This is a genomic window from Pseudomonas sp. UBT, from assembly GCF_050915955.1.
GTDB lineage: Bacteria > Pseudomonadota > Gammaproteobacteria > Pseudomonadales > Pseudomonadaceae > Aquipseudomonas > Aquipseudomonas antarctica_A.
Window position 1 is genome coordinate 2,761,131 of sequence record NZ_CP168079.1, and the last position, 24,206, is coordinate 2,785,336.

The 24,206-nt window shown below is 59.6% G+C and carries 30 protein-coding genes, 1 pseudogene and 1 riboswitch; of the genes and pseudogenes, 21 read left to right on the forward strand and 10 right to left on the reverse strand.

Annotated features, from left to right (window positions below; all coding sequences use genetic code 11):
- Positions 1-205 precede the first annotated feature (205 nt).
- The 10 genes from ACDZ94_RS12710 (at position 206) to hisC (ending at position 8,440) form a co-directional block, all read left to right on the forward strand.
- Positions 206-1,015, forward strand: a complete 810-nt coding sequence (locus ACDZ94_RS12710; RefSeq protein WP_064450725.1) for an ATP-binding cassette domain-containing protein — start codon at positions 206-208, stop codon at positions 1,013-1,015.
- Positions 1,015-1,812: a lipid asymmetry maintenance ABC transporter permease subunit MlaE gene (gene mlaE / locus ACDZ94_RS12715; protein ID WP_053254427.1), complete on the forward strand. Its 798-nt coding sequence runs from the start codon at positions 1,015-1,017 to the stop codon at positions 1,810-1,812. Before ACDZ94_RS12710 ends, mlaE begins: the two co-directional genes overlap by 1 nt.
- A complete protein-coding gene (gene mlaD / locus ACDZ94_RS12720) occupies positions 1,812-2,279 on the forward strand; it encodes an outer membrane lipid asymmetry maintenance protein MlaD (protein ID WP_005784855.1) in 468 nt (155 codons plus the stop codon). The genes mlaE and mlaD overlap by 1 nt, the downstream gene beginning before the upstream one ends.
- A gap of 11 nt (positions 2,280-2,290) precedes the next feature.
- Positions 2,291-2,941, forward strand: coding sequence for an MlaC/ttg2D family ABC transporter substrate-binding protein (locus tag ACDZ94_RS12725; RefSeq protein ID WP_064450726.1), 651 nt, complete (start codon positions 2,291-2,293; stop codon positions 2,939-2,941).
- Positions 2,938-3,243, forward strand: a complete 306-nt coding sequence (locus ACDZ94_RS12730; protein ID WP_078827751.1) for an STAS domain-containing protein — start codon at positions 2,938-2,940, stop codon at positions 3,241-3,243. Before ACDZ94_RS12725 ends, ACDZ94_RS12730 begins: the two co-directional genes overlap by 4 nt.
- Before the next feature lie 114 nt (positions 3,244-3,357).
- Entirely contained in the window at positions 3,358-3,597 is a 240-nt protein-coding gene (locus tag ACDZ94_RS12735) for a BolA family protein (RefSeq protein WP_008434291.1), read from the forward strand.
- A 23-nt stretch (positions 3,598-3,620) separates the two neighbouring features.
- A complete protein-coding gene (murA, locus tag ACDZ94_RS12740) occupies positions 3,621-4,886 on the forward strand; it encodes a UDP-N-acetylglucosamine 1-carboxyvinyltransferase (protein ID WP_053254430.1) in 1,266 nt (421 codons plus the stop codon).
- Positions 4,887-5,054: 168 nt separating this feature from the next.
- Complete coding sequence (gene hisG, locus ACDZ94_RS12745; RefSeq protein WP_003188599.1) at positions 5,055-5,690, forward strand: ATP phosphoribosyltransferase; 636 nt, start codon at positions 5,055-5,057, stop codon at positions 5,688-5,690.
- A gap of 374 nt (positions 5,691-6,064) precedes the next feature.
- Entirely contained in the window at positions 6,065-7,384 is a 1,320-nt protein-coding gene (hisD, locus tag ACDZ94_RS12750) for a histidinol dehydrogenase (protein ID WP_432750231.1), read from the forward strand.
- A 3-nt stretch (positions 7,385-7,387) separates the two neighbouring features.
- Positions 7,388-8,440: a histidinol-phosphate transaminase gene (gene hisC / locus ACDZ94_RS12755; protein WP_262667038.1), complete on the forward strand. Its 1,053-nt coding sequence runs from the start codon at positions 7,388-7,390 to the stop codon at positions 8,438-8,440.
- A gap of 124 nt (positions 8,441-8,564) precedes the next feature.
- Here the strand turns inward: hisC and ACDZ94_RS12760 are convergent, their stop codons facing one another.
- Together ACDZ94_RS12760 and upp are read right to left on the reverse strand one after the other, a co-directional pair.
- Positions 8,565-9,839, reverse strand: coding sequence for a uracil-xanthine permease family protein (locus ACDZ94_RS12760; RefSeq protein ID WP_064450730.1), 1,275 nt, complete (start codon positions 9,837-9,839; stop codon positions 8,565-8,567).
- A gap of 2 nt (positions 9,840-9,841) precedes the next feature.
- A complete protein-coding gene (gene upp, locus ACDZ94_RS12765; RefSeq protein WP_017138223.1) occupies positions 9,842-10,480 on the reverse strand; it encodes a uracil phosphoribosyltransferase in 639 nt (212 codons plus the stop codon).
- A 164-nt stretch (positions 10,481-10,644) separates the two neighbouring features.
- On the opposite strand from upp, the gene ACDZ94_RS12770 reads away from it, so the two are divergent.
- The 4 genes from ACDZ94_RS12770 (at position 10,645) to ACDZ94_RS12785 (ending at position 12,690) form a co-directional block, all read left to right on the forward strand.
- On the forward strand, positions 10,645-11,202 hold the full coding sequence (locus tag ACDZ94_RS12770; RefSeq protein WP_053254434.1) for a hypoxanthine-guanine phosphoribosyltransferase: 558 nt from the start codon (positions 10,645-10,647) through the stop codon (positions 11,200-11,202).
- Positions 11,203-11,205: 3 nt separating this feature from the next.
- Entirely contained in the window at positions 11,206-11,673 is a 468-nt protein-coding gene (locus ACDZ94_RS12775) for a WbuC family cupin fold metalloprotein (RefSeq protein WP_432750232.1), read from the forward strand.
- A gap of 35 nt (positions 11,674-11,708) precedes the next feature.
- The gene (locus tag ACDZ94_RS12780) at positions 11,709-12,194 is read left to right on the forward strand and encodes a hypothetical protein (protein WP_064450732.1); all 486 of its coding nucleotides are present in this window, start codon (positions 11,709-11,711) and stop codon (positions 12,192-12,194) included.
- A 208-nt stretch (positions 12,195-12,402) separates the two neighbouring features.
- A complete protein-coding gene (locus tag ACDZ94_RS12785) occupies positions 12,403-12,690 on the forward strand; it encodes a PA4642 family protein (RefSeq protein ID WP_064450733.1) in 288 nt (95 codons plus the stop codon).
- Between the two features lie 69 nt (positions 12,691-12,759).
- Here the strand turns inward: ACDZ94_RS12785 and mqo are convergent, their stop codons facing one another.
- Both mqo and ACDZ94_RS12795 read right to left on the reverse strand, forming a co-directional pair.
- On the reverse strand, positions 12,760-14,268 hold the full coding sequence (gene mqo, locus ACDZ94_RS12790) for a malate dehydrogenase (quinone) (RefSeq protein ID WP_432750233.1): 1,509 nt from the start codon (positions 14,266-14,268) through the stop codon (positions 12,760-12,762).
- Positions 14,269-14,993: 725 nt separating this feature from the next.
- Complete coding sequence (locus ACDZ94_RS12795) at positions 14,994-15,227, reverse strand: hypothetical protein (protein ID WP_064450735.1); 234 nt, start codon at positions 15,225-15,227, stop codon at positions 14,994-14,996.
- A gap of 182 nt (positions 15,228-15,409) precedes the next feature.
- Between ACDZ94_RS12795 and ACDZ94_RS12800 the strand changes: the two genes are divergently transcribed.
- The gene (locus ACDZ94_RS12800; protein WP_064450736.1) at positions 15,410-15,994 is read left to right on the forward strand and encodes a YajG family lipoprotein; all 585 of its coding nucleotides are present in this window, start codon (positions 15,410-15,412) and stop codon (positions 15,992-15,994) included.
- A gap of 67 nt (positions 15,995-16,061) precedes the next feature.
- Here ACDZ94_RS12800 and ACDZ94_RS12805 read toward each other — a convergent pair whose 3' ends face one another.
- Complete coding sequence (locus ACDZ94_RS12805) at positions 16,062-16,271, reverse strand: hypothetical protein (protein ID WP_053254441.1); 210 nt, start codon at positions 16,269-16,271, stop codon at positions 16,062-16,064.
- A 181-nt stretch (positions 16,272-16,452) separates the two neighbouring features.
- Here ACDZ94_RS12805 and ACDZ94_RS12810 point away from each other — a divergent pair, with 181 nt between their 5' ends.
- Positions 16,453-16,710, forward strand: coding sequence for a hypothetical protein (locus ACDZ94_RS12810; protein WP_064450737.1), 258 nt, complete (start codon positions 16,453-16,455; stop codon positions 16,708-16,710).
- Between the two features lie 122 nt (positions 16,711-16,832).
- Here ACDZ94_RS12810 and ACDZ94_RS12815 read toward each other — a convergent pair whose 3' ends face one another.
- Positions 16,833-17,996 carry a 1-acyl-sn-glycerol-3-phosphate acyltransferase gene (locus ACDZ94_RS12815; RefSeq protein WP_208604450.1) on the reverse strand — a complete coding sequence of 388 codons (1,164 nt, stop codon included), beginning with the start codon at positions 17,994-17,996 and terminating at the stop codon, positions 16,833-16,835.
- A gap of 131 nt (positions 17,997-18,127) precedes the next feature.
- On the opposite strand from ACDZ94_RS12815, the gene ACDZ94_RS12820 reads away from it, so the two are divergent.
- From ACDZ94_RS12820 to ACDZ94_RS12835, 4 genes are all read left to right on the forward strand, one after another.
- The gene (locus ACDZ94_RS12820) at positions 18,128-18,307 is read left to right on the forward strand and encodes a CPXCG motif-containing cysteine-rich protein (protein WP_053254444.1); all 180 of its coding nucleotides are present in this window, start codon (positions 18,128-18,130) and stop codon (positions 18,305-18,307) included.
- An 11-nt stretch (positions 18,308-18,318) separates the two neighbouring features.
- The gene (locus ACDZ94_RS12825; RefSeq protein WP_064450739.1) at positions 18,319-18,579 is read left to right on the forward strand and encodes a putative signal transducing protein; all 261 of its coding nucleotides are present in this window, start codon (positions 18,319-18,321) and stop codon (positions 18,577-18,579) included.
- Between the two features lie 36 nt (positions 18,580-18,615).
- A complete protein-coding gene (locus ACDZ94_RS12830; RefSeq protein WP_259763041.1) occupies positions 18,616-19,236 on the forward strand; it encodes an SOS response-associated peptidase in 621 nt (206 codons plus the stop codon).
- A gap of 190 nt (positions 19,237-19,426) precedes the next feature.
- Complete coding sequence (locus ACDZ94_RS12835; protein ID WP_064450741.1) at positions 19,427-20,245, forward strand: M48 family metallopeptidase; 819 nt, start codon at positions 19,427-19,429, stop codon at positions 20,243-20,245.
- Between the two features lie 126 nt (positions 20,246-20,371).
- On the opposite strand, the gene ACDZ94_RS12840 is transcribed toward ACDZ94_RS12835, so the two are convergent.
- The 3 genes from ACDZ94_RS12840 to ACDZ94_RS12850 all read right to left on the reverse strand — a co-directional run bounded on the left by ACDZ94_RS12840 (position 20,372) and on the right by ACDZ94_RS12850 (position 23,211).
- Positions 20,372-20,956: a TMEM165/GDT1 family protein gene (locus tag ACDZ94_RS12840; protein WP_053254447.1), complete on the reverse strand. Its 585-nt coding sequence runs from the start codon at positions 20,954-20,956 to the stop codon at positions 20,372-20,374.
- 88 nt (positions 20,957-21,044) lie between these two features.
- Positions 21,045-21,166: riboswitch (yybP-ykoY riboswitch) on the reverse strand.
- Between the two features lie 50 nt (positions 21,167-21,216).
- Complete coding sequence (locus ACDZ94_RS12845; protein WP_064450742.1) at positions 21,217-22,215, reverse strand: class I SAM-dependent methyltransferase; 999 nt, start codon at positions 22,213-22,215, stop codon at positions 21,217-21,219.
- Positions 22,216-22,245: 30 nt separating this feature from the next.
- Positions 22,246-23,211: a 2-hydroxyacid dehydrogenase gene (locus ACDZ94_RS12850; protein ID WP_432750234.1), complete on the reverse strand. Its 966-nt coding sequence runs from the start codon at positions 23,209-23,211 to the stop codon at positions 22,246-22,248.
- A gap of 84 nt (positions 23,212-23,295) precedes the next feature.
- Between ACDZ94_RS12850 and ACDZ94_RS12855 the strand changes: the two genes are divergently transcribed.
- Complete coding sequence (locus ACDZ94_RS12855; protein WP_053254450.1) at positions 23,296-23,928, forward strand: LysE family translocator; 633 nt, start codon at positions 23,296-23,298, stop codon at positions 23,926-23,928.
- Positions 23,929-24,014: 86 nt separating this feature from the next.
- Here ACDZ94_RS12855 and ACDZ94_RS12860 read toward each other — a convergent pair.
- Positions 24,015-24,206, reverse strand: a pseudogene (locus ACDZ94_RS12860) (hypothetical protein); the annotation flags it as partial.

The window sequence follows — 24,206 nt, forward strand, 5'->3', positions numbered from 1 at the left end:
CCTGAGTTTCATGCTCGGCAGCGTTTTTTCCCTGTCCCGAATCTGAACGAGCGCTGTTCCGGCCTTGGGGGCTCTGTACCAGCAGTGATATAGTTCGCCGCCAGTTCGGTCCGCCCAGCCAATTTGCCTAATTATTGCGCATTCGTTGTAAACGAAAGTCGCAAGCATGGTGTCTGAGTGAAAGGCTGCATCCCAAGGAGATTAGATGAGTGCCGATAACGCCTACGCGGTCGAGCTGAAGGGCCTTACCTTCAAGCGCGGGACGCGCAGCATCTTCAATAACGTCGATATTCGCATTCCCCGCGGCAAGGTCACGGGCATCATGGGGCCTTCCGGTTGCGGCAAGACCACACTGTTGCGCCTGATGGGCATGCAATTGCGTCCCAGCGCCGGCGAAGTGTGGGTCAACGGCCAGAACCTGCCGACATTGTCGCGCAGTGATCTGTTCGATGCGCGCAAGCACATGGGGGTGCTGTTCCAGAGCGGCGCACTGTTCACCGACCTCGACGTGTTCGAAAACGTGGCGTTTCCTCTGCGGGTCCACACTCAGCTGTCCGAAGAGATGATTCGTGACATCGTGTTGCTGAAACTGCAGGCCGTTGGCCTTCGCGGTGCCATCGACCTGATGCCTGACGAGTTGTCCGGTGGCATGAAGCGCCGTGTCGCGCTGGCGCGAGCCATCGCCCTCGATCCGCAGATCCTTATGTATGACGAGCCTTTCGTGGGCCAGGACCCGATCGCCATGGGCGTGCTGGTGCGCCTGATTCGCCTGCTCAACGATGCGTTGGGGATCACCAGTATCGTGGTGTCGCACGACTTGGCCGAAACCGCGAGCATCGCCGACTACCTTTATGTAGTCGGCGATGGTCAGGTGCTGGGGCAGGGCACGCCTGAAGAACTGATGAACGCTGACAACCCGCGCATTCGCCAATTCATGACCGGCGATCCCGATGGCCCGGTGCCTTTTCATTTTCCGGCAGCGGACTACCGCTCAGATCTTCTGGGGAAGCGCTGATGCGCAAGACATCTTTAATCGAGAAGGTTCGCCTTTTCGGTCGCTCCGGTATCGACTTGGTCGAGGTACTGGGGCGTTCGACGATTTTCCTGTTTCATGCGTTGCTCGGTCGCGGCGGCATTGGTGGCGGCTTTGGCCTGCTGCTAAAGCAACTGCACTCAGTAGGCGTGATGTCCCTGGTGATCATCGTGGTTTCCGGGATTTTCATCGGCATGGTGCTGGCACTGCAGGGGTTCAATATCCTCTCCAGCTACGGTTCGGAGCAGGCTGTGGGGCAGATGGTCGCCCTGACGCTGTTGCGCGAACTGGGCCCGGTGGTCACCGCCTTGCTGTTTGCCGGTCGCGCGGGTTCCGCGTTGACTGCCGAAATCGGCAACATGAAGTCCACCGAGCAGTTGTCCAGCCTGGAAATGATCGGCGTGGACCCGCTCAAGTACATTGTTGCCCCGCGCCTGTGGGCCGGCTTCATTTCCCTGCCACTGCTGGCGATGATTTTCAGCGTGGTGGGCATCTGGGGCGGTTCGTGGGTGGCGGTTGACTGGTTGGGCGTCTATGACGGCTCTTACTGGGGCAACATGCAAAACAGCGTGACCTTCAGCGGCGACGTGCTCAACGGCATCATAAAGAGCATCGTCTTCGCCTTTGTAGTGACCTGGATCGCCGTATTCCAAGGCTATGACTGTGAGCCCACTTCAGAAGGGATCAGTCGCGCCACCACCAAGACCGTTGTGTACGCCTCGCTGGCGGTACTGGGCCTTGACTTCATTTTGACCGCCTTGATGTTTGGAGATTTCTGATGCAAAACCGCACTGTGGAAATCGGTGTCGGCCTTTTCTTGCTGGCTGGCATCCTGGCTTTACTGTTACTGGCCCTGCGAGTCAGCGGTCTTTCGGCCAGCCCCACCGCCGACACTTATAAACTTTACGCGTACTTCGATAATATTGCCGGTTTGACTGTCAGAGCTAAAGTGACCATGGCCGGTGTAACCATCGGCAAGGTCACGGCAATCGATCTGGATCGCGACAGCTTCACCGGCCGAGTGACCATGCAAGTCGACAAGAAGGTAGATAATCTGCCGACTGACTCGACTGCATCTATTCTCACTGCGGGTCTGCTGGGCGAGAAGTACATCGGTGTCAGCGTGGGCGGGGAAACAGCCCTGCTCAAGGATGGTTCGACAATCCACGACACACAGTCGTCGTTGGTGCTTGAAGACCTGATCGGTAAATTCCTGCTCAATACGGTCAATAAAGACGCCAAATGAGGAATCTGTTCATGATCTCTACCTTGCGACGTGGCCTGCTGGTGCTGCTTGCAGCGCTGCCGCTGATGGCCAACGCGGCGGGTTCTGCGCACGATCTGGTGCAGGACACAACCAACAAGATGTTGGCTGACCTGACTGCCAACAAAGAGCAGTACAAGCAAGACCCGACCAAGTTTTACGATGCGCTGAATACCATTGTTGGTCCGGTGGTCGATGCCGAAGGCATTTCCCGCAGCATCATGACGGTCAAGTATTCGCGCAAGGCTACCCCTGCGCAAATGCAGACATTCCAGGAAAACTTCAAGAAGGGCTTGTTCCAGTTTTATGGCAACGCCCTGCTGGAGTACAACAATCAGGGTATTACCGTCGCCCCAGCCGGGGATGAGTCGGGTGATCGCACCAGCGTTAACATGAGCGTCAAAGGCAACAACGGCGCCATCTACCCTGTGCAGTACACGCTGGAGAAGGTCAACGGCGAGTGGAAGCTGCGTAACGTGATCATCAACGGTATCAACATCGGCAAGCTGTTCCGCGATCAGTTCGCCGACGCCATGCAGCGCAATGGCAACAACCTGGACAAGACCATCAATGGTTGGGCCGGTGAAGTCGCCAAGGCCAAAGAAGAAACCGACAAACAAGCTGCCGGGAAGCCTGCGCAATGACCGAGTCGGCTGTTCGTCTTGGCGACGCCGGCGAGTTGTTCCTCAGTGGCGTGCTGGATTACCGCTCCGGGCCTGACCTGCGCAAGCAGGGTCAGGCGCTGATCAAGTCCAGTGCGGCGCCTGCGCTGGTGCTTGATTGCTCGGCGGTGACCAAGTCCAGCAGCGTCGGCCTGTCGTTGTTGCTGTGTTTCATTCGTGATGCCGAAGCGGCCAGGAAGTCGGTCAGCATTCGTGCCTTGCCCGACGACATGCGTGAAATTGCGCAGGTTTCCGGTCTGACCGAGCTGTTGGCGCATCCTTAATACACATTATTAAAGAAGCCCCCCGTCAGAGTCCTGCTATGCGGGGTTCGCAGGCGCGGGGCTTTTTTGTATGATGTGCGACCCGTGCGCACTGGGCGCCGATAGAGGTTGAGCATGCAGGCCCTAGAAGTTAAAAGCTTCCTTGAAGGAAAGCTGCCGGAAACGAACGTAGAAGTTGAAGGCGAAGGCTGCAATTTCCAGCTGAACGTGATTAGCGATGAACTGGCGGCATTGAGCCCGGTCAAGCGTCAACAGCAGATCTATGCCCATTTAAACCCGTGGATCACCGATGGCAGCATTCACGCGGTCACTATGAAATTTTTCAGCCGCGCGGCCTGGGCCGAGCGCACCTGAGCCCCCAAGGCGTCGAGATTCTTATGGATAAATTGATTATTACCGGCGGTGCCCGCCTTGACGGCGAGATCCGCATTTCCGGTGCGAAAAACTCCGCCTTGCCGATTTTGGCAGCAACCCTGCTGTGCGACGGCCCGGTGACTGTGGCCAACTTGCCGCACCTGCACGACATCACCACCATGATCGAGCTGTTCGGTCGCATGGGCATTGAGCCTGTGATTGACGAGAAACTCAGCGTCGAAATCGACCCGCGCACCATCAAAACCCTGATCGCTCCGTACGAATTGGTGAAAACCATGCGTGCGTCGATCCTGGTACTGGGCCCGATGGTTGCGCGCTTCGGTGAAGCTGAAGTGGCACTGCCTGGCGGTTGCGCCATCGGTTCGCGTCCGGTCGACCTGCACATTCGTGGCCTTGAGGCCATGGGTGCAACCATCGACGTTGAAGGCGGCTACATCAAGGCCAAGGCGCCGGAAGGCGGCCTGCGCGGTGCCAACTTCTTCTTTGATACCGTCAGTGTGACCGGTACCGAGAACATCATGATGGCGGCAGCCTTGGCCAACGGCCGCAGCGTGCTGCAAAACGCCGCGCGCGAGCCGGAAGTGGTCGACCTGGCCAACTTCCTGATCGCCATGGGTGCCAACATCACTGGCGCCGGCACCGACACCATCACCATCGACGGTGTTAAACGCCTGCATCCTGCCACCTACAAAGTGATGCCTGATCGCATCGAGACCGGTACCTACCTGGTTGCCGCTGCCGTTACCGGTGGTCGCGTCAAGGTCAAGGACACTGATCCGACCATCCTGGAAGCGGTCCTGGAAAAGCTGCGTGAGGCCGGTGCAGAAATCACCACCGGCGAAGACTGGATCGAGCTGAACATGCACGGCAAGCGGCCCAAAGCTGTCAACGTGCGTACCGCTCCGTACCCGGCGTTCCCGACCGACATGCAGGCGCAGTTCATTTCCTTGAACGCGATTGCCGAAGGCACCGGTGCCGTGATCGAGACCATCTTCGAAAACCGCTTCATGCACGTGTATGAACTGCATCGCATGGGCGCCAAGATCCAGGTCGAAGGCAACACCGCCATCGTCACTGGCATCGAGAAGCTCAAGGGTGCGCCAGTCATGGCGACCGACCTGCGTGCTTCCGCCAGCCTGGTGATCTCGGCGTTGTGCGCTGACGGCGACACCCTCATCGACCGCATCTACCACATAGACCGTGGTTACGAGTGCATCGAAGAAAAACTGCAGATGCTCGGCGCCAAGATCCGCCGCGTACCGGGCTAGTTCCCGCTGCACGGGCGCAGGGAAGCGCCCGCCCGGGGTGTGTACGCGCATTAACGCTTGCGCACCCCGGCCGAATTTGTTTCAAATCGAGGCTGTAATGGCCTCGATCTGTGTCTGGCGCCGTTTGCGACCGGACAGCAATAGCCTGATGAAGGACTGACGTTTCCCATGTTGACCATCGCACTGTCCAAGGGCCGCATCCTTGACGACACTTTGCCGCTTCTGGCTGAAGCGGGCATCGTGCCGACCGAGAATCCGGACAAGAGCCGCAAGCTGATCATCCCCACGACCCAGGACGACGTTCGCCTGCTGATCGTGCGGGCTACCGACGTGCCGACCTACGTTGAACATGGCGCGGCCGACCTCGGCGTCGCCGGCAAAGACGTGCTGATGGAATACGGCGGCCAGGGCCTTTACGAGCCGCTGGACCTGCGTATTGCCCTGTGCAAGCTGATGACCGCCGGCCGTGTCGGTGACGTCGAGCCCAAAGGCCGCCTGCGCGTGGCGACCAAGTTCGTCAACGTCGCCAAGCGCTACTACGCAGAACAAGGCCGTCAGGTCGACATCATCAAGCTCTACGGCTCGATGGAGCTGGCGCCGCTGATCGGCCTGGCCGACAAGATTATCGACGTGGTCGACACCGGCAACACGCTGCGTGCCAACGGTCTTGAGCCTCAGGATTTCATTGCCGACATCAGCTCTCGCCTGATCGTCAACAAAGCTTCGATGAAAATGCAACACGCCCGTATCCAGGCGTTGATCGACACCCTGCGCAAGGCAGTGGAGTCTCGACACCGCGGTTGACTCACCTGCGCGGCCTTGGGTCGCGCCCGTCTATCCGCCTCATAGCCAGAATTCTCAGGTGCCCAAGCGGATCGACTGCTGGGAAGGCGCGCTGACGTTCAATAACGAATCGCGCCTTACCCCAAAAGGCAACTTATGTTAGTAGAAGATTCTTTTTCAATAATTAGCGACGCGTAGCAGTCTGCCTTTTGAGGTAAGGCCCTGCGGGTTGGCACTGTGGTTGCGCCATGCTGCGTTGCGGGACTTGGTAAGGAAACAACCCTTACCAGCCCCGCGCCTTGCCTGGCACAACCACAGTACCAACGCGCTTCGTTATTGAACGTCAGCGCACCTTCGGGCGCCTGAGTTTTTGCCAATCCTATGAGGCCCTCGCTATGACCACGTCCACTGCAATTGCCCGACTCAACGCTGCCGACCCGGATTTCGCCCATCATCTGGATCATCTGCTGAGCTGGGAAAGCGTGTCCGACGACTCGGTCAACGTGCGAGTGCTCGACATCATCAAGGCCGTGCGCGAGCGCGGTGATGCGGCGCTGGTGGACTTCACTCGTCAGTTCGACGGCCTCGACGTCGCGTCGATGTCGGACCTGATCCTGCCCCGCGAACGCCTCGAGCTGGCCCTGACGCGTATCACTGTGCCTCAGCGCGAAGCATTGGAAGTCGCGGCGGCGCGGGTGCGCAGTTACCACGAAAAACAGAAGCAGGATTCCTGGAGCTACACCGAGGCCGATGGCACCGTGCTGGGCCAAAAGGTCACGCCTCTGGACCGCGCCGGCCTGTACGTGCCGGGCGGTAAAGCCTCGTACCCGTCGTCGGTACTGATGAACGCAATCCCGGCCAAAGTGGCGGGCGTGACCGAAGTGGTCATGGTCGTGCCGACCCCGCGCGGTGAAATCAACGAGCTGGTACTGGCGGCAGCCTGCATCGCCGGCGTTGACCGCGTGTTCACTATTGGTGGTGCTCAAGCCGTTGCGGCGCTGGCCTACGGTACCGAAAGCGTGCCGAAGGTCGACAAAGTGGTCGGTCCCGGCAACATCTACGTGGCCACCGCCAAGCGCCACGTATTTGGCCAGGTCGGTATCGACATGATCGCAGGCCCCTCGGAAATCCTGGTGGTGTGTGACGGCCAGACCGACCCGGACTGGATCGCCATGGACCTGTTTTCTCAGGCCGAGCACGATGAAGACGCCCAGGCGATCCTGGTCAGCCCCGACGCCGAGTTCCTCGACAAGGTCGCCGCCAGCATCAACAAGCTGCTGCCGACCATGGAACGCGCCGAGATCATCGAGAAGTCGATCAATGGGCGTGGCGCGCTGATCCTGGTGCGTGACATGGAGCAGGCCATCGAAGTGGCCAACCGCATTGCGCCGGAGCACTTGGAGTTGTCCGTGGCTGACCCACAAGCCTGGCTGCCGTCGATTCGCCACGCCGGTGCGATCTTCATGGGGCGCCACACCAGCGAAGCCCTGGGCGACTACTGTGCAGGCCCGAACCACGTGCTGCCGACTTCCGGCACTGCGCGCTTCTCGTCGCCGCTGGGGGTCTATGACTTCCAGAAGCGCTCGTCGATCATCTTCTGCTCGCCACAAGGTGCATCCGAGCTGGGCAAGACCGCCTCGGTGCTGGCCCGTGGTGAATCCCTCAGCGCTCACGCCCGCAGCGCCGAATACCGCATCCTTGAAGAAGGGAACTAAGACATGAGCAAATTCTGGAGCCCTTTCGTCAAGGACCTCGTGCCTTACGTACCTGGCGAGCAGCCGAAGCTGACCAAGCTGGTCAAGCTCAATACCAATGAAAACCCGTACGGCCCGTCCCCCAAGGCGTTGGCAGCCATGCAGGCCGAGTTGAACGACAACTTGCGCCTGTACCCGGACCCCAACAGCGACCTGCTCAAGCAGGCGGTGGCCAAGTATTACGGGATTGATGCCGGCAAGGTGTTCCTCGGTAACGGTTCCGACGAAGTCCTGGCGCACATTTTCCACGGTCTGTTCCAGCACGACCTGCCGCTGCTGTTTCCGGATATCAGCTACAGCTTTTATCCGGTTTACTGCGGTCTTTATGGCATCAAGTCTGACCCGATCCCGTTGGATGAGCAGTTCCAGATTCGTGTAGCCGACTACGCCAGGCCTAACGGCGGGATCATCTTCCCCAACCCGAACGCGCCGACTGGCTGCGTGCTGGCACTGGATGCGGTGGAACAGATCCTCAAGGCCAGCCCGGATTCGGTGGTGGTGGTCGATGAGGCCTATATCGACTTCGGTGGCGAAACGGCCATCAGCCTGGTGGATCGCTATCCGAACCTGCTGGTGACCCAGACCCTGTCCAAATCGCGCTCACTGGCCGGTTTGCGCGTGGGCCTGGCGGTGGGCCACCCGGACCTGATCGAGGCGCTGGAGCGGGTCAAGAACAGCTTCAACTCCTATCCGTTGGATCGGCTGGCGATTGTTGGTGCGGCGGCGGCATTCGAGGACCGTGAATACTTCGAGAAGACCTGCCAGCAGGTGATCGAGAGCCGTAACCAGGTGGTCGCGCAACTGCAAGCTAAAGGCTTTGAAGTGTTGCCGTCGGCGGCCAATTTCATCTTTGCTCGCCACCCACGGCACGACGCCGCTGGTTTGGCCGCGAAGTTGCGTGAGCAGGGCGTGATTGTGCGGCACTTCAAGCAGGAGCGGATTGCCCAGTTCCTGCGGATCAGCATCGGTACGCCGGAGCAGAACCAGGCGCTGATTGATGGCCTTGGCGAGCTTTAACATCCGCTGAAAGCAAATGTGGGAGGGGGCTTGTTCCCGATGGCGGAGTGTCAGTCGACATCTAATTGACTGATTTACCGTCATCGGGAGCAAGCCCCCTCCCACATTGTTTTTGCGGTGTTGGTTACAGCAACGGCTCATCCGGCTTCTTGTTCTTCCAGCCATCATTGCCCGGCAGCAGCAGGTTCAGTGCAATGGCTACCACCGCACACAGGGCAATGCCCTTGAGGCCGAAATCATCCGGGCCGGTGCCGGTGCCGACCAGCACACCGCCAATCCCGAACACCAGGGTCACCGACACAATCACCAGATTGCGCGCTTCCCCAAGGTCGATCTTGTGGCGGATCAGCGTGTTCATGCCTACCGCGGCAATCGAGCCGAACAGCAGGCACAGAATCCCGCCCATTACCGGTATTGGAATGCTCTGCAGCAGTGCGCCGAACTTGCCGATAAATGCCAGGCTGATGGCAAACACCGCCGCCCAGGTCATGATTTTCGGGTTGTAGTTCTTGGTCAGCATCACTGCGCCGGTCACTTCGGCGTACGTGGTGTTCGGCGGGCCGCCAAACAGCCCGGCAGCCGTGGTGGCAATGCCGTCACCGAGCAAGGTGCGATGCAGGCCGGGCTTCTTCAGGTAGTCCCGACCGGTCACGCTGCCCACTGCAATCACACCACCGATATGTTCGATCGCCGGGGCCAGGGCCACCGGGACGATAAACAGGATCGCCTGCCAGTTGAACTCCGGCGCGGTGAAGTGGGGTAGGGCGAACCACGGCGCAGCAGCGATTTTCGCCGTGTCGACCACACCAAAGTAGAAGGCCATGGCAAAACCTACCAGCACACCGGAGATGATCGGCACCAGGCGGAAAATGCCTTTGCCGAATACCGCCACGATCAAGGTGGTGAGCAGCGCCGGCATCGAAATCAGCATCGCTGTCTGGTAATGGATCAGCTCACTGCCATCACCAGCTTTACCCATCGCCATATTGGCGGCAATCGGCGCCATGGCCAGGCCGATGGAAATAATCACCGGGCCGATCACCACGGGCGGTAGCAGGCGGTCGATAAAACCGGTGCCTTTGACCTTCACGGCCAGCCCCAGGAACGTATAAACGAAACCAGCCGCCATCACGCCGCCCATGGTCGCCGCGAGGCCGAACTGGCCTTTGGCGAGAATGATCGGGGTGATGAACGCAAAGCTCGACGCCAGGAACACGGGCACCTGCCGCCCTGTGACTACCTGAAACAGCAAGGTGCCAAGGCCGGCGGTAAACAGTGCAACGTTTGGATCAAGACCTGTGATCAGCGGCATCAACACCAGCGCGCCAAATGCTACGAAGAGCATTTGTGCGCCAGACAGGATCTGGCGCCAAAGCGGGTCGTTGAATTCATCCTGCATGCTCAAGCGTCCTTCTGCTTGGTGCCGAAGATCTTGTCACCGGCATCGCCCAGGCCTGGGATGATGTAGCCGTGTTCGTTCAGGCGCTCATCAATGGACGCGGTATAAATCTGCACGTCCGGGTGGGCCTTCTCGACGGCGGCGATGCCTTCGGGGGCGGCGACCAGCACCATGGCGCGGATGTCCTTGCAACCGGCTTTTTTCAGCAAGTCGATGGTGGCAACCATGGAACTGCCGGTGGCGAGCATCGGGTCGATGATCATCGCCAGGCGCTCGTTGATTTCCGGTACGAGTTTTTCCAGGTAGGTGTGGGCTTGCAAGGTTTCTTCATTACGCGCCACGCCGACGGCGCTGACTTTGGCGCCCGGGATCAGGCTGAGTACGCCTTCGAGCATGCCGATACCAGCGCGCAGGATCGGCACCACGGTGATTTTCTTACCAGCGATTTTCTCGACCTGGACGGGACCGGCCCAACCGGGGATCTCGTAGGTTTCCAGAGGCAAATCTTTGGTAGCTTCGTAAGTGAGCAGCGCTCCGACTTCCTGAGCAAGCTCACGGAAGTTCTTCGTGCTAATGTCGGCGCGGCGCATAAGGCCGAGTTTGTGTCGGATCAGCGGGTGGCGGATCTCGCGAGTGGGCATGGGAAAGGCTCCGGCGGCGGGCAAAAAAACCGGCCTAGATTAATCTATCCGAGGGTGTTGTCCTATAGACATCTAGTACGTTAGTCCATTAAGGCTTGATCGTTGCGCCTCACATGCGTACCTTTGCCCGCTTTTCTTGCCACAGCACCCCCTTGGAGAGCGCCATGTCCGCTGATCTCGAGCATATCCGTCAAATCATGCGCGAGGCTGACTGCCTGTACACCGAAGCGCAAGTCGAAGAAGCGATCGCCAAGGTTGGCGCACACATCACCCGCGAAATGGCCGAGACCAACCCGGTGGTGTTCTGTGTGATGAACGGCGGCCTGATCTTCGCCGGCAAATTGCTCACCCACCTGCAATTCCCGCTGGAAGCTTCCTACCTGCACGCTACCCGTTATCGCAACGAAACCACCGGCGGCGACCTGTTCTGGAAAGCCAAGCCGGAAGTCTCGTTCATTGATCGCGACGTGCTGATCATCGACGACATCCTCGATGAAGGTCACACCCTGGGCGCAATCATCGACTTCTGCAAACACGCCGGCGCACGCAAAGTGCACACCGCCGTGCTGATCGACAAAGACCACGACCGTAAGGCCCGTCCGGACCTGAAAGCCGATTACGTCGGCCTGCCGTGCATCGACCGCTACATTTTCGGTTACGGCATGGACTACAAAGGCTACTGGCGTAACGCCAATGGGATCTTCGCCGTTAAAGGGATGTAATCCGTGGTCCGCTTTCTTGATCAGACGCTGTTCACCGAATTGGCCGAGAAAGCGGCCGCCAGCCCCCGTGGTCGGCACCACCACAACTTCCATCAGATGGAAGAGCCGTGTCATCGCCTGGCCGTCGGCTTGCAACCTGAGACGTATGTGCCGCCTCATCGGCACTTGAGCGCGGACAAGGCGGAAACCCTGCTGGTGCTCAAGGGCAGCCTGGGCCTGTTGGTGTTCAGTGATACCGGCGAGGTGATCGCCAAGCGCGTGATACAGGCGGGCGGCGAATGTGCGGGTGTCGACCTGCCACCGGGCGTCTTTCATGGCTTGGTGGTGCTGGAGCCCGATACGGTGATGTTCGAATGCAAGGCCGGGCCGTATCGAGCGCTGGGTGAGGGCGAGGCGGCTGACTGGGCACCGCGCGAAGGCGATGCCGGCGTCGCCGCGTATCAACGCTGGATGCTTGCCCAGTTCGATTGAGCTACAGTGCTCGGCCATCTTCCACGGAGCGGCCCATGAGCCTGTTGATACGCACTTGCGCCGCCCTGGCGTTGACCCTCAGCCTGCCCCTGGCGGCGGCGCCCGCGCCGATGCACAGCCAGTTCCTGCCGCCGGATGACCTTACCCTGCGCGCCAACACCCCCGACCAGCAGCAACTGCTGCAAGTCACCGAGTACGCGGTGGTGGTGGGTAACCAGCGGCAATCCACGCAGCAGCCCATCCCGGTGACCTCGCCGTTGATGATTCGCCTCAAGGGCAAGTCCCTGAACAAAGGCGCGACCATCAGCCAGGTGGTGCTCAATTTTGACGCCGAAAGCAAAAGCCTGAAAAAGCCAGTGTTCGATAACACCAGCAAAACCCTGACGTTGTCATACCCGATGGCGCAGTACCGGGTGATTGTCGACTTGCTGCGCAATGACACGGTGTACGTGCAGTTCCTCAGTTATGCCAACGGGCATATCTGGGCGGACCTGCACACCGGCGCTGTTCGCGCAAAGTGATTCAGCCGACACGCGTTCAGTCATGTGAATGCAATCAATGTGGGAGCTGGCTTGCCTGCGATAGCGGTGAGCCAGTTGGCCCAACTGTCACTGATGCAACACTATCGCAGGCATGCCAGCCCCCACAGGTGTGCTTGGTTGTTTTCGAAGGGGGTGTCTGGAAGGTAGACTTCCTCTCCCGTGTAATGTCTGCAGGCTGGAGTCGGTAATGCGTAAAGATAAGAAACAGGTGATTGGTGACGAGATCGGCGACGACCAGATCAAGTTGTTCCTGGACTTCGAGCCGGTCGATGCGACTTCACCGTCCCTGCACAAACTGATCAAGGCCTACCGTGGCCTGCGTATCGATGACTTTGCGCGGTTCCTGGGCTTTTTCAAGGAAGCAGGCCTGGACCTCGACGGCAAGGATGAGCATGGCCAGACCTTCGTTGACCTGATCAAGGATCAGCGTAACGCCGCCGAGTACATCGAGCTGATCGAAAACGCTCGCGGCTGATTATCCGAGACATAAAAAAACGCCCCGTTCTCATGCACAGAGCGGGGCGTTTTTTATTGCGTTAAAGCCTCAAGCGTAGCTTTCGGCCTCATTGCTTTGCTCAACCAGTTCCAGGCTGATGTTGTTCTGCGTGTTGATCTTGCGATACAGCTCGGCATCCGTCTCCAGCACTTTTTCCCGGGCCGGGAAGATCTCGTGCAGCTTGGCCGCCCACTCACCGGCAGTCTTGGTCGGGAAGCAGCGCTCGATCAGTTCGAGCATGATCGACACCGTCACCGAAGCGCCCGGGGATGCGCCCAGCAGGGCTGCCAGCGAGCCGTCTTTGGCCGCCACCAGCTCGGTGCCAAATTGCAGCACGCCGCCTTTTTTCGGGTCTTTCTTGATGATCTGTACCCGTTGGCCGGCCACTTCCAGGCGCCAGTCTTCGGCTTTTGCCTCAGGGTAGAAGCGGCGCAAGGATTCCAGGCGTTGCTCCATGGACTGCATGACTTCGCTGACCAGGTACTTGGTCAGGTCCATGTTATCGCGGGCCACGGCCAGCATCGGGCCGATGTTGCCGGCGCGAACCGACAGTGGCAGGTCAAGGAACGAGCCGTGCTTGAGGAACTTGGTGGTGAAACCGGCGTAGGGTCCGAACAGCAGGGATTTCTTGCCATCGACCACGCGGGTGTCCAGGTGCGGCACGGACATTGGCGGCGAACCCACGGCGGCTTGGCTGTAGACTTTGGCCTGGTGGTGCTTGACCACTTCCGGGTTGTCGCAACGCAGCCACTGACCGCTGACCGGGAAACCACCGAAGCCTTTGCTTTCTTCGATGCCAGAGGCTTGCAGCAGCGGCAGGGCCGCGCCACCGGCGCCGAGGAACACGAACTTGGCGTCCACTTCACGGCTGTTGCCGCTGTTGACGTCCTTGATGCTGACGGTCCAGCCCGCGCCATTACGCTTGAGGCCGGTAACGCGCTTGCTGTACTTGACCTGGGCGTCGGCCGAGCTGCTCAGGTGGCTGAGCAACTGGTTGGTCAGGGCGCCGAAGTTGACGTCGGTGCCATTCATGACGCGGGTGGCAGCGATTTTTTCGTCGAGTGGGCGGCCCGGCATCATCAAAGGCATCCACTCGGCCATCTCATTGCGGTCTTCGGTGTAGTGCATGTCCGAGAACGCGTGGTGCTGGCTGAGGGTTTCAAAGCGCTTCTTGAGGAAGGAAACGCCTTTTTCACCCTGCACGAAGCTCAGGTGCGGCACTGGGCTGATAAAGGATTTGGACGAGCCAAAGGTGCCCTTTTTGGTCAGGTACGCCCAGAACTGCTTCGACACCTCGAACTGGGTGTTGATGTGCACGGCTTTCTTGATATCGATCGAGCCGTCGGTTGCCTGCGGCGTGTAGTTCAGCTCGCACAGACCAGCGTGGCCGGTACCGGCGTTGTTCCACGGGTTGGAACTCTCCGCGGCACCCGAATCCATCAGCTCAACGACTTCCAGCTTGAGGCCGGGGTCGAGCTCTTTGAGCAATACGGCCAGGGTGGCACTCATGATGCCGGCCCCTACCAGTACTACGTCGACTGCTTCGTTATGCGCCATTTAACGCGTCTCCAAAATCTGCAGCACCAAATTGACGGCATGGCTGCCAGGAGTGACGGGGCGGTTCACGTGTTGCCCCAGGTTACCCATGGCCAGGATCGCCATGTCCGATTCGCAATTCTTTGCATCTTCAGCACACGCTTCCTGCCGGGCTAATCTGCCTATGAACGCATTCATGGGCGCCTGTGGCAATTCGACTTATGGTCAAAGCGTGCGATTTGTGCAACCAATCCGTAGCGGACAGGCTCAAGCTCCGGTGTTTGAGGAGTGCTCGGTCCTGTGTGGTTGGGCTGTTCCAGACGCTGATGGTGCTTGTACAAACGCCAAACTATTCATTTGCTCGCCACACTCTTGTGAAGTTGTGAAAACCCGTTTTTTCACGCTCTTTTGAAGACGTGAACCTCAAAAAAGGGCTGCCCCAGCCTGGCACCTGGCCCGCAAACCTCTGCCGACAGGCGGCAAAACGGGCAAACAACTCAAGTGGCCGAGCGCAATGGCAGCTCTGGCAGATTCGGCAAAGAGGGGTGGTTTGCAAAGAAAACAGCAAGCGCGCCAGCTTCACTCGATCTGTGTGGGCGGCTCTCTGTGGGCGATTTGGGGGTTAATACCGAGGCATTAACGATGCTGCGAGGCCCGATCAGGAGACGTCCTTATAATCGGGGGGAGATTGTAGCGAAGAACGCCAAGGAAATGGGCGTGTTTTATGACTTTTATTAGTGTCTCGGTCAGGAGGCCAACGCATGCTGGGGTTGCGCGTGCATAACGTGTGGGCTGACCCGGGCACTTGTCGGTAGCGGGCGGTGCATCCAGCCCAGATGCGTCTCTGACACTTCCACCCAACCTTCGCCAACAGGCGGCAGGCTGCACTGCTTGAACGCCAGGCAATGCCCGTGCGCATCGAGCAGGGCATAGTGGCGATGACGGGGGTGTGACATGAACAATGACTTGAGAAGGCGCATGGCTTTGTACCTGTTACGTTACATGCTCGAAGGTTGCCAGTGTGCCATGACAGTGGAGTGACGAATTTATGTGAAATTGTAATTTCGGCAAGCCTTCAGCTGCCGTTCAGGATGGCTGGTGGGTGACCTGCGTGCACCGTTATACTGGCGGTCTGTTTGCACCTAGTCCTGGAGAAATGAGTATGTTGCAACGCCTGCTGTTCGGTTTGATCACTGTGACCAGTTTGACCCTGGTTGGCTGCGCCAACAGCCCGCAACAACTCAGCCCGCAACCTAAAGTCACTGCGCAGCTGGCCCCTGTAGGCCATGGCCAACCGGTGTCGGTGCGTGTAGTGGATGGTCGTCCGTCGCCAACCCTGGGCTCCCGTGGCGGCCTGTACCCTGAGACTGCGCTTATTTCGGTAACCGGCCAGGACGTGCTGCCCAAGCTGCAAGCCCAGGCCGAAGCCGCCGTGCGCCTGTTGGGTTTCACCCCGGCCAACTCGCCGGGCGCTCCTCAACTGACCATTACCTTGGCGGAGCTGAAATACCAGTCGCCTAAAGAAGGCCTGTATGTGACGGAAGCCTCCATCGGCGCGACGTTCAAATCTGATGTCAGTGCCGGTACGCGTCGCTACAGTGGCCGCTACGGCGCTTCTCTGAATCAGCGCTTCGGTATGTCGCCGAACCAGGAAACCAACACCAAGCTGGTCAGCGACGTGTTGAGCGACGCGCTGACGCGTTTGTTTAAAGACCCAAGCATCGGCCAATTGCTCAGCGCGCAGTAACCGCCGACAAGCGCCTCACAAAAAACCGGGCTCAGCGATGAGCCCGGTTTTTTTACGCCTGTCGCTTTTATGCAGCCGTTTCGACATAAAAGTCCAACACACTTACGCCAGTCAGCAGATCCAGTTCCGGCAGGTCGGCGTGCTGGTGCCCGCCGAGGGCGCAATACACCAGCCAGTGGCGATCCTGGACGTTGAATGCCAAGCCGCCGACCAGGGCTTCTTGCTCTTCGTTTGGGGCGATCAGGTACAGCCGATCCTGGTTTTGCGCATGCAGCATGACAAGCTCCTAAGCGTCGAAGGGCAACAGAGTGGCTTGTTAAGGTGACGTTCAGGTGACGCTGTAAATTACTGGATACATTACGGGTACATGGGGACGGAGCATTACTCGGGCAGGAGGCCACTATCGTTCAGGTTTGTATCTGAATAGATACCAAGATACTGGTCGACCGAGGTTTGCGATGGCGCTGCCCGCACTACTGATCAATGCTGTGGCTTTATTGGTGGCCTGCCCGGGTGCAGCGCTGCTGTTCATTACCCGCTTGCGTGAGCAGCGCGCCCTGGCCGACCTGACCGCGAAAAGCGAAGACCGCGCGATCGACCTGCCGATGTTGTTTCTGGATGTGCGCACCGAACGGGCGCATCGTCTGGCCTACCGTGTCGGGTTCGCCTGCCTTGGGCTAGCGCTGGCCATTTCCTGGCTCAGCACCCACCTCTAAGAACACCGCACAACCAAATGTGGGAGCGGGCTTGCCCGCGAAAGCGGCGTGTCAGTCGATACATCGTTGACTGAATCAGCGCATTCGCAAGCAAACCGGCTCCCACATTTTTGATTCGGTGTTTACAGGGGAATACCGGCCTTTACCCGATACTGGTTGCGCACCGGCGTTGCATATTGCACCACCAGAAACGGCCGGTGTTCAGCCGGGCATTCATTCAAGCGTCGCTCCCACTCCGCTTTCGCCTTCGCCAATTCATCGGCCGGGAATACCTCGGCCGCGGTTGGCACCTGCAATTGCGGGTCGGCATCGCTCCACTGTGCGTACGCCAGGTAATGCACCGGGAACAAGCGATAACCCCCAAGAATCTGCCGGTCCATCTCCACGGCCAGCAGCTTGGTGTCTTCAAAACGTTCGGTGATAGGCGGTGCAAAGTTCACGTGCACGCGGCCCTTGTAGCCGGTGATACCGAGGGCAATGCTTACGTCGTCTTCGCCCGGCGCCTTGCTGTAGGTGCCGGTGGTGGCGCGGATATACAGCTCGCGCGCCTTGGCGCTGTCACACGGGTCGTATTCATAGCTGATGGACACCGGCGTCAGGTTCAACGACTGGATCACCTCGGCAAACGGCTCGTCTTTGCGGCTGACATGGAACATCTTGAGGATCGCTGACTCGGTGCGATCATCCCCATCCTTGGCACGGCCTTCGGCCTGGGCGATCCAGATCGACTGGCAGTCGTTGCGGATCGAATGGTTGATGTAGGCCGACAGCAGTTGGTAGGCCGCCATCTTTTCCTTTCGCCCGGTGATCGAGCGGTGCACGATAAAACTCTTGTTCAGGCGCATCAGGTCGCTGACAAACGGCTTTTGCAGCAGGTTGTCGCCGATGGCGATGCGTGGCGTTGGCAGGCCGGCGTGGTACACGGCATAGTTGACGAAGGCCGGGTCCATCACGATATCGCGGTGGTTGGCCAAAAACAGATAAGCGGTGCCCGACTTGAGTTGCTCGACGCCGGTGTAGGTTACGCCGTCGGTCGCGCGATCAATGGTGTGATCGACGTAATACTCGACTTTGTCCTGCAGCGTGGCCACGGTGGTGACGCCGGCGAATTCACGGCGCAGCTTGCGGGCGATCATCGGCTTGAGCAGCCAGCCCAGGGCGCCGGCAAAGCGCGGGAAGCGGAAGTGGGTCAGGATGTCCAGAAAGGCCTTGTCACTGAACAGACGTGCCAGCACTGCCGGGACTTCGCTGTCGTTGTAAGGTCGGATGGTATCGAATTCGCCCATCATGCTCTCTTGTTAGAAACGGCTAGTGTTAGTAAAGGAAATATCAGGGTGCGGCCGCAACATTGGCTCTGCCGTGAATAGCCCTGTAAATAGACCGGCGATTATACGCACAAGTCACCTGGGAGACCGCGATGGAAGAGGAGTCGTACGAATGTCCTTATTGTGGAGAGGTGGTCACAGCGTTGCTGGACCTGTCGGCGGGCGATCAGGAATATATAGAAGACTGCCCTGTGTGCTGCCGGCCGATTACGTTCGAGCTCCAGGTACACGGTGACGAGTGGATGCTGAACGTGCGCAGCGAAAACGAATAACAGGTACGCCCATGCAGCGAATTTATGAGCCGGAAAACCTGATGGAAGGCGAGCTGCTGCAACAAATGCTCGCCAGCGAGGGCATCGAGGCGCACCTGGTGGGGCGCCATTTGCTCGGCGGTACCGGCGAACTGCCGATTTTCGGCCTGCTGGGGCTGGAAGTAGATAACGACCAGGCCGCCTACGCCCGCGAGCTGATTACCGCTTACATCGGTGCGCAGCCCTTGCCCGGCGATGAACCCGACAGCTTCCCCGACGTATTGGTCTGTTAGGCTGTCGGTCGGTTTACCCAAGAGTCGTGTTACCCCATGTGTGGACGTTATGCCCTGTTTCGCTGGAACCCTGCCTTCGCTGCCTTACCGGGATTCCCCTCGGATCAAAAGGCCCAGTGGAATATCTCCCCGAATGATTCGGTGCTGATCCAGCGCCAGAGCGAAGGCCAGCGCACCCTTGCGCGTGCCCGCTGGGGGCTCACGCCGCCGTGGCTGACCGACCTTTCCCGCACTCCGGCCCATGCCCGCGCCGAAACCCTGGCGGAGCAACCGATGTTTCGCGAAGCCTTTCGCCAGCGCCGTTGCCTGCTGCCGGCCAATGGTTTTTACGAATGGCGTGGCACCCAACGCAAGCGTCCTTACTGGCTGACGCCGGGTGAAGGCTCGACGCTGTTTTTTGCGGCCATCTGGGAGGCGTATCCGGTGCAGGAGCAGGTGTGGCTGAGCACGGCAGTGGTCACCCAGGCCGCGCAGAGTCAGCGGCGGCCGTTGATTCTCGACGCGGCGGGGCAGGAGGCCTGGTTGAATCCAGAGACCCCCTTGCATGTGTTGCAAGGCTTGCTGGCCAGCGAGCCCGTCGCATTGCGCGAGCGGGTCCTGGCCAACATGGTGAATGACCCGAAGTTGAATGGGCCCGAGTGCCTGACGCCGGCTTAAGCCTTGTGGTTGCAGGTTGGATTCACCGGCCTCAACACCACCGCAAACCGCTAAACCTTGAACGGGATGACCCGCCTCCGCTGTAGGCGTGTGGGATGTATCTGAAAGTTGGTGGTTACACGTCTTGTGTATCTGGCGCAGATACACACGACCGCCTACGATACGCGCCAGGTTTCCAGGGAGAGTGTTGATGAAGAAGTCATTGGCGGTAAGCGTACTCAGTGCAGCGATGCTGCTGGCTGGTTGCCAGTCGGTAAACACCACCAACGGCGGTGCCGTCGGGGTAGAGCGCAAGCAGTACATGTTCAGCATGCTATCGAGCCAGGAAGTCGACCAGATGTACGCCCAGTCCTATCAGCAGACGCTGGGGGAGGCGAGTGGTAAAGGCATGCTGGACAAAACCAGCGCCAACGCCAAGCGCGTGCAGGCGATTGCCAATCGTCTGATCGCCCAGGCACCAACCTTCCGCCCGGATGCGGCGCAGTGGAAGTGGGAAGTGAACCTGATCAAAAGCGATGAGATGAACGCCAACTGCGGGCCTGGCGGCAAGATTTTTGTGTACAGCGCGTTGATCGACAACCTCAAGCTTACCGATGACGAGTTGGCTGCGGTGATGGGCCATGAAATCGCCCACGCGTTGCGCGAACACGGGCGTGAAGCCATGTCCAAGGCCTACGGCATCCAAATGGCCAAGCAGGGCGCTGGTGCCTTGTTCGGGTTGGGCCAGGACAGCCTGGCTTTAGCCGATACGGTTGCCAACTACGGCATGACCTTGCCGAACAGCCGCGCCAACGAAAACGAAGCGGACCTGATCGGGCTGGAGCTTTCGGCCCGGGCTGGCTACAACCCAAACGCGGCCATCACGTTGTGGAACAAGATGGCCAAGGCTTCGGAAGGCGCGCCACCGGAGTTCATGAGCACGCACCCGGCTTCCGACAGTCGGATCGCCTCGTTGCAGGCGGCGATTCCGAAGGTGATGCCGCTCTATCAACAGGCCAAAAAAACCTGATATTTCAAGGCTTGTGAAGATCTAAATGTGGGAGCGGGCTTGCTCGCGAATGCGCAGTATCAGTCGGTAAATCTTTGACTGGACCGCCGCCTTCGCGAGCAAGCCCGCTCCCACATTTGATTGGGTTTACAACCAGCCGCTGCTTTGCATGGCCTTGTAAACCGCCACCACCGCCAGGACGAAAAACGCCGTAGCCGCCAGTCGACGAATCAACGTCAGCGGCAGTTTCTCCGCCGCGAAATTCCCCGCCAAGACCACCGGCACGTTCGCAATCAGCATGCCCAGGGTGGTGCCGATAATCACCAGCCACAACTCCGGATACTGCGCCGCCAGCATCACCGTGGCGATCTGCGTCTTGTCACCGATTTCCGCAAGGAAGAACGCAATCAGCGTGGTCAGGAACGGCCCGAACTTGCGTGTGGTACTGGCTTCGTCATCGTCGAGTTTGTCCGGCACCAGGGTCCACAGCGCGGTGGCACAGAAACTCGCCGCGAGAATCCAGTGCAACACCGCATCCGAGAAGAAACTGCCGAACCAGGCCCCCACGGCACCGGCGGCCGCATGGTTGGCCAGGGTCGCGGCGACAATGCCGGCGATGATCGGCCAGGGTTTGCGAAAGCGTGCGGCCAGGATGAGTGCGAGCAGCTGCGTCTTGTCGCCGATTTCGGCCAAGGCAACGATTGCGGTAGGAACGAGTAATGAATCCAGCATCAGGTAGGTTTCCAGGGGCGGGTCGACACGGCTATGACACGTACAGCCTTCCCGCCCCGGGTAAGGTGTGCGTGTCATAGGTCTTGTCAAACCCCGGTCCGTCTGTGCGGACTCCTGGGTCGCATACGCCATGGTCTGCTGACCAAGTATGTTGACGTATGCCGGACGAGCGTGGCGCTCGTGGGAGACTACTCCCCTAGGACGGAGCGGATTCTGCCTAGGCAAAACCCATTCGGCAAGCCTTCTTTTTCAAAAAGCCATCAGCCGCGTTTGGCACGGTAGATGCGGAAACCATTGCCCTCGGCCTTGATCGCACAGATGCCCAAGTGCTCTTCGATCAACGGTTGGTACTTGAGGAAGCTGTTGGCCACCAGGCGAAGTTCGCCGCCTTTTGCCAGGTGTTTCGCGGCTTTTCGCAGCAGATTTTCGGTGGCGAAATAATCCGTGTGCACCCCGACATGGAACGGTGGGTTGCTCAAAATCGCGTTCAAACCCATCGGCGCGGCGTCGATGCCGTCACCGGTCAGCACCTCGGCTTCCAGGCTATTGGCCGCCAGGGTCAGGCGACTGCTGGCAGCGGCGAATGCATCCACGTCCAGCATCGTCACGGTGTTGTGCGGGTAGCGACGTTTGACCGCCGCCCCCAGCACGCCCGCGCCGCAACCGAAGTCCAGCAAATGCCCGCTGGGTAGTTTGTCCAAATGCTCGAGCAACAGTTCGGTGCCGCGATCCAGGCGACCGTGGCTGAACACGCCCGGCAGGCTCACCACCTTGAGCGGCCCCTCGGCCAGTGGCACCTCGAACACCTGTGCCAGGCTTTCCAGCTCGACCGCTTGGGGCGCGTTGGCCACGGTGACTTGCCACAGCTGGCAATGCCGCGCGTTATCGAGCTTGCGTGGCTTGCCGAAAGGGGTCATCTGTTTGGCGGCGCTTTCGATACCGCCTTTTTTCTCCCCGACCAGAAACAGCTCGGCGCCGGGCAGGCGCGCGGCCACGGCGTTGAGCAGGTAGTCGGTGAGGTCCTTGGACTTGGGCAGGAAAATCACCGCCGCATCAAACGCGCGCTCGGGCACGTTCACGCCGAACAGGCTGCGCTCGGGGAAGCGTGCGTCGAGCGCGGCCTGGTCACCGGCATGCCAGCACCAGCCGTGAGCATTGGGCAGGCGGCCGAGCAAATCGTCGGCGGGCAACCCTACCAGCAGCAGGTTGCCTTGAAAAAGTTCGGCCTGACGAAGCAGTACTTCACTGCGCGGATCCATGGTCTGCTCCTTGAAAAGGGGCGCAGTTTATCAACTGACGACACGCAGCGGGGCGCCGCTGAAAAAGCCTCGAGCGTTTTCGGCCAATTGGCCGACGATTCGTTGCCGCGCTTCGCGGCTGCCCCAGGCGTTGTGGGGGGTGACGATCAGCCGAGGAATGTCGCCAGCCAGCAGCGGGTTGCCCTGCACCGGTGGCTCCACGCTCAGTACGTCGGTCGCCGCGCCGCCCAGATGGCCACTGCGCAAAGCGTCCGCCAGCGCCTGTTCGTTGATCAAGCCGCCGCGCGCCGTATTGACGATAAACGCGCCGGGCTTGAGCAGCGCCAGTTCGCGGGCGCCGATAAAGTCATGGGTGTGTTCATTGAGCGGGCAGTGCAGCGTGAGCGCGTCGACCTGCGTGAGCAATTCATCCAGCGGCACGCGGTCGGCGCGGGCAGGGCGCCCGGGAATTGCGCCCAGCACCACGCGCATGCCAAAGGCCTCGGCCAGTCGCGCCACGGCGCTGCCCAGTTCGCCATGGCCGAGCAGGCCAAGGGTTTTGCCCTCCAACTCGACAATCGGGTAGTCCAGCAGACAGAACTGCTTGGCCTCTTGCCACTTGCCTGCGGCGACATCCCGTTGGTAGTCGTTCAAGCGCGTCGCCAGGTTGAGCAACAGCATGATCGTGTGTTGCGCCACCGACGGCGTGCCGTAGCCCTGGCAGTTGCTCACGGTAATGCCATGGGCGCGGGCGGCGGCGAGGTCGACGTTGTTAGTGCCGGTGGCCGATACAAGGATCAGCTTTAGCTCGGGGCAGGCCTCCAGGGTTTCGGTGTTCAGGGCGATCTTGTTGCTGATGACTACCTGGGCGCCTTGCAAGCGTTCGACTACATTTTGCGGCGTGGTGTGTGCGTATAGCTGCAGGTCGCTGAAGCTGTTGCGCAATTCGCTGAGGTCCAGGTCCCCCAGGTCCAGGGACGGGTGATCAAGGAAGACGGCGCGGCGATTGTTCGTCATCAACTGTACCTTTTGCGACAGGGTTCGAAGGCGTAATCTCCCGAGCCTATCAGATGAAATAATCAGTTACTTACTGGAGTGAGTATGTACGCCGCCGAGTTTTTGACCGTAGCCTTGATTCACTTGTTGGCGGTGGCCAGTCCCGGTCCGGATTTCGCCGTGGTGGTGCGCGAGAGTGTGACCCATGGCCGTCGCGCCGGAACCTGGACCGCGCTGGGTGTTGGTTCGGCGATTTTCCTGCACGTGGGTTACTCGTTGCTCGGGATTGGCTTGATCGTGTCCCAGTCGATTGTGCTGTTCAATGCGCTGAAATGGGCGGCGGCGGCGTACTTGCTGTACATCGGCTTCAAGGCGTTGCGCGCGCAACCGGCCAAGCCCGTGGCCGAGGGCGAGTTGCACCGTGAAGTGGGCGAACGTACTGCGCGTGGGGCGTTTACTGCAGGTTTTGTGACCAATGGCTTGAACCCCAAGGCCACGCTGTTCTTTCTGTCGCTGTTTACCGTGGTGATTAATCCGCACACGCCGCTGGCGATTCAGGCCGGTTATGGGGTGTACCTGGCTGTGGCGACGGCTGTGTGGTTCTGCCTGGTGGCCATGTTGTTCAGCCAGCAGCGCGTGCGGGCTGGGTTTGCGCGTATGGGGCACTGGTTTGATCGGACCATGGGGGCGGTGTTGATTGCTATTGGTGTGAAGCTTGCGTTTACCAGCATGAAATGAGGCATGGTTTTTTTTCGGGTGGGGTAGATTGGGGGCATATCCGTTGCTGCGGTAACGGCGGCTTAGGGTTCCGCCCTTACGGCGGGTCACTTTTTTACAAAGCGCCTAAAAAAGTAACCAAAAAACGCTTTGCCCCACCACTTGGTGCCTCGCTTAGGCTCGGCATGCCCGCACTCCGGCTTGAATCCGTGGGCCGCCGCAATGGGCCATCCTTGGCCCAGTGCGGCTAACCCGGCGTCCTGCCGGGTTACCCACGGATTCAAACCTGCGTTCGGCCA